Source organism: Bacillus haikouensis, from assembly GCF_013179555.1.
GTDB classification, from domain to species: domain Bacteria; phylum Bacillota; class Bacilli; order Bacillales; family Bacillaceae_B; genus Rossellomorea; species Rossellomorea haikouensis_A.
The window spans coordinates 1-3,240 of the sequence record NZ_JABMCR010000376.1 but is presented as its reverse complement, the minus strand read 5'-3'; the positions used below and the strand labels follow the sequence as shown (position 1 = coordinate 3,240).

Below are 3,240 nucleotides of genomic sequence, written 5' to 3'. Positions count from 1 at the left end.
CCATTGCACATTTCCACGACCAAGTCTTCAGGTTCATTCATGACTTTCTTCATTTATAAATCCTCCTCCTGTTTGTGATTTCTCAAATTATCTCACTGCCCGTGATAAAACGAAAGCAATTCAATTTAGACGGAAAAACTGTTCAATAATTATTGGCAGTTAAAAACCATGCTGCGAGGAACATAGGACAGATACCACTGCGGACTAACCTCCAATATTCCCTGGATCCACTAATGAAGGAATTCTGCCCCTTTTTACAGAATCTATACTTCATAGACAAGTAGAAAGGGGATCCACCATGTACATACCTCCGCATTTTAAAATCACAGACGATTCAATTGCCTATGACATTATAAACGAGCACGGCTTTGCAACTCTCTTCTCCCAACACAATGGGGTGCCTGCAGCGACTCACTTACCGTTACTGTTGAACAAGGAAAAAAACTGCTTATATGGACATTTCGCACGGCCAAATCCTCAGTGGAAAGAAATAGAATCCCAAACCGTTCTGGCTATTTTCCATGGTCCGCATTGTTATATCTCCCCCTCCTGGTATGAAACGAACAAAGCGGTGCCCACCTGGAATTACATCACCGTACATGTATATGGGGAAATAGAACTTGTGGATGATGAAGATGAGGTAATGGAGTCTTTACAAGAACTGGTGTTAAAGTATGAATCTCCGGACAGCTCCTATAAACTTGAGGATGTCGATTCAAGCTACCTTACCGGCATGAGCAAAGGAATCCAAGCCTTCAAACTGCAAATAACAAAACTCGAAGGAAAAGCGAAATTAAGCCAAAACCATTCCACGCACCGCCAAGAGCGGGTCATTGAGAACTTGGAACAAAGTGCACACTCGGAGGAGAAAATGATTGCGTCGTGGATGAAGAGGAATCTTTGATAGGAGTGGATTTCGTTTTTTATAACAGGAAGGGGCCGGCACGGATGTGCAGCCTCAAGAACCAAAGGGACATCCACCGCGGCTGACTCTGCCAGGGAGCTTTGTCCCTTTTGCATCTCCCCCCCCTCATATCTTACTCCTTACTCAATTCATCTTTATTCATATAATTAAAGTAATTTACTAGTAAAATATAAAAAGGAAACATGATTAACAAAGCGAGCCCAACCAGCCCTGCTCCCGGACTGCTCATGTCACCCATGCTCTTTACAGGGAATGAAGCAGCTAACACATAAACGAAAAAAACAAAATACGGAATCCACAGGAGAGCCGTCCAAAAATTAGCTCTTACGCCTTTCAACCACTTTTTAGTAATCAAAAAGAGAAAAAAGGTCCCGGATACAAACACAATCATGCTGGCTGCAAAGCTATAATCGTTTACAGTATGTACATCTAAATCAACTAGTCTGCTAATCCTGTTTACATTGATCATTAGTTCGATAGGGATAAATAGTAAAAGTGCATAAAGCATACTGACCACATTGATTTTAAAGAAATAGTTCATTATTTATCTCCTTTCAAAACCATTACTGCCTGTCTAAGTACCTGAATAAAATGCATTCTTCTCCAAACTGCTGAATATGATCAATCCAGTAAAAAAAATCACAACTCATAAACAACAAAGCCAGTCCCCCTCAGGTTACTGGCTTTTCTCCACCTCACATGACTCCGGATGAAGCGTCTTTATTTTCTTGATAAAATAATAATGTTTATACAAGGCGAGCCCTATTAAAAGGATCCGAACGAATAGGATGTCCACGAAAACTACGGAAAGCAATATAAAGAAATCCGCTGTCACGTTGATTCGAATCTTCTCTTTCCGAGTCATGCCCTTCTTTTGAAGAAAGGCTTCGACATACTTCTCATATATGGCTGTGCTTTTAAACCAATTTTCCATCCTTTTGGAACTCTTGGCAAAGCAATAAGCTGCAAATAAATAGAACGGACCGCCAGGCAGAACGGGAAGCACAGTGCCGGCAATCCCGAACACCAGGGAGATTGACCCAAGCAGCATAAACAGGATACTTTTCATTTTTTTAAGTGTCATGATCCATTTCCCCTACAATCGCTATATTACTAGTCTATCTAACTTCATTGTACTATAGATATAGCAGAAAGAGCCATGGGGACATGGCAGCGACTCATAGTTTAACTGTTTACATCTTAAAGCCAGCTTTTCTTAAAATAAGAAAAGCTGTAATAAAAATAATCGGCAAAGAAACCAATAAGTATACGGCCCCTTTAGGCATCCACATGTTAAAAAAGTAGAAAAATAATGTTACCCAGCTGAACGTAAGCATAATTCCAAGCGTCTTTTTCATCGATGTTTGATACTTGCCTCCTTTAGTAGGCGGCTTATGATATGTTCCCTGTTTGAATAAAAAGGACAATGCCACCTTTATATAAAATATTTTAATTAATATATATTAATATATACATAACGAGTCAAGACAAGGAAGTACAGTTACGGTTTAAAGCTGGAAACCGCCATTCCCTACGCCCTAAACGTCACTCCCAGCTTCTCCCCCAACCCATAGTAATGCCGGAAATTATAAATTAACGGACTCCACTTATCCGGGTTAATATGATTTTCTTCTATAATAATGTTCTTATGGGCATGAACGTGGACAGCCTCTGTTTCCACTATTGAAAATTCTTCGCAATAATCCGGGACACGAATCGCGTTTACTTTTGCTTCAATCTGGATTGGGCATTCCAGGATTCTTGCAGGCTGGACCGATTCAGATTCGATTGCTGTAAATTTGCCTGTTTCATATTTTTCAGGGTTATATGTAAATCCATGTAATTTTTTATCCTCCGGAACGGGATTCTTACCTGTATAGTGTGCGATGCGCTCAACGTTCTTCCAAAGGGCAGGGTCCGGGATGTTGATGACACATTCTGGATGGCGCTTCAAATTTTCAAAGGCTTTCCCTCCTGTCCCGAGTCCCAGGATGATATAATTCCCCAGCGCCCACGAGGAAGAGAGCGGACTAATATTCACTGTACCATCTTCATTTAAGGTTGTAAGCAAGATCACAGGTGTACCGTAGTATAATATTTGGGGCTGTATCTTTTTAGTTTCAGTTTCAACGGACGCTTTCTCCATTTTCCATTACCTCCTCCTATTTATACCCATATTGTAAATGAATAACATTTCCATTATCATCGAAATATGGATTACATAGGAGGGATCAAATGAATACAAGTCCGAATATAGCTTCAGTTGCTGCATTAATCAGTGAACCTTCACGCGCCGCCATCCTGACGGCTTTATT

General features: G+C 40.5%; 4 protein-coding genes. 1 reads left to right on the top strand and 3 read right to left on the bottom strand.

From position 1 onward, the window contains the following. Window positions 1-298 precede the first annotated feature (298 nt). Window positions 299-904: an FMN-binding negative transcriptional regulator gene (locus tag HP456_RS21785; RefSeq protein WP_172255018.1), complete on the top strand. Its 606-nt coding sequence runs from the start codon at window positions 299-301 to the stop codon at window positions 902-904. Between the two features lie 133 nt (window positions 905-1,037). Here HP456_RS21785 and HP456_RS21780 read toward each other — a convergent pair whose 3' ends face one another. From HP456_RS21780 to HP456_RS21770, 3 genes are all read right to left on the bottom strand, one after another. Continuing rightward, the gene (locus HP456_RS21780; RefSeq protein WP_172255016.1) at window positions 1,038-1,466 is read right to left on the bottom strand and encodes a hypothetical protein; all 429 of its coding nucleotides are present in this window, start codon (window positions 1,464-1,466) and stop codon (window positions 1,038-1,040) included. A 135-nt stretch (window positions 1,467-1,601) separates the two neighbouring features. Further along, window positions 1,602-2,009 (bottom strand): YbaN family protein, encoded by a 408-nt coding sequence (locus HP456_RS21775; RefSeq protein WP_172255014.1) that lies wholly within the window; start codon window positions 2,007-2,009, stop codon window positions 1,602-1,604. A gap of 447 nt (window positions 2,010-2,456) precedes the next feature. Continuing rightward, a complete protein-coding gene (locus tag HP456_RS21770; protein ID WP_172255012.1) occupies window positions 2,457-3,071 on the bottom strand; it encodes a flavin reductase family protein in 615 nt (204 codons plus the stop codon). Between the last annotated feature and the right edge of the window lie 169 nt (window positions 3,072-3,240).

Bases quoted from the DNA above. Each gene is read 5' to 3' on its own strand.
- HP456_RS21785 (WP_172255018.1), top strand. From the start codon at position 299: ATGTACATACCTCCGCATTTTAAAATCACAGACGATTCAATTGCCTAT.
- HP456_RS21780 (WP_172255016.1), bottom strand. From the start codon at position 1,466: ATGAACTATTTCTTTAAAATCAATGTGGTCAGTATGCTTTATGCACTT.
- HP456_RS21775 (WP_172255014.1), bottom strand. From the start codon at position 2,009: ATGACACTTAAAAAAATGAAAAGTATCCTGTTTATGCTGCTTGGGTCA.
- HP456_RS21770 (WP_172255012.1), bottom strand. From the start codon at position 3,071: ATGGAGAAAGCGTCCGTTGAAACTGAAACTAAAAAGATACAGCCCCAA.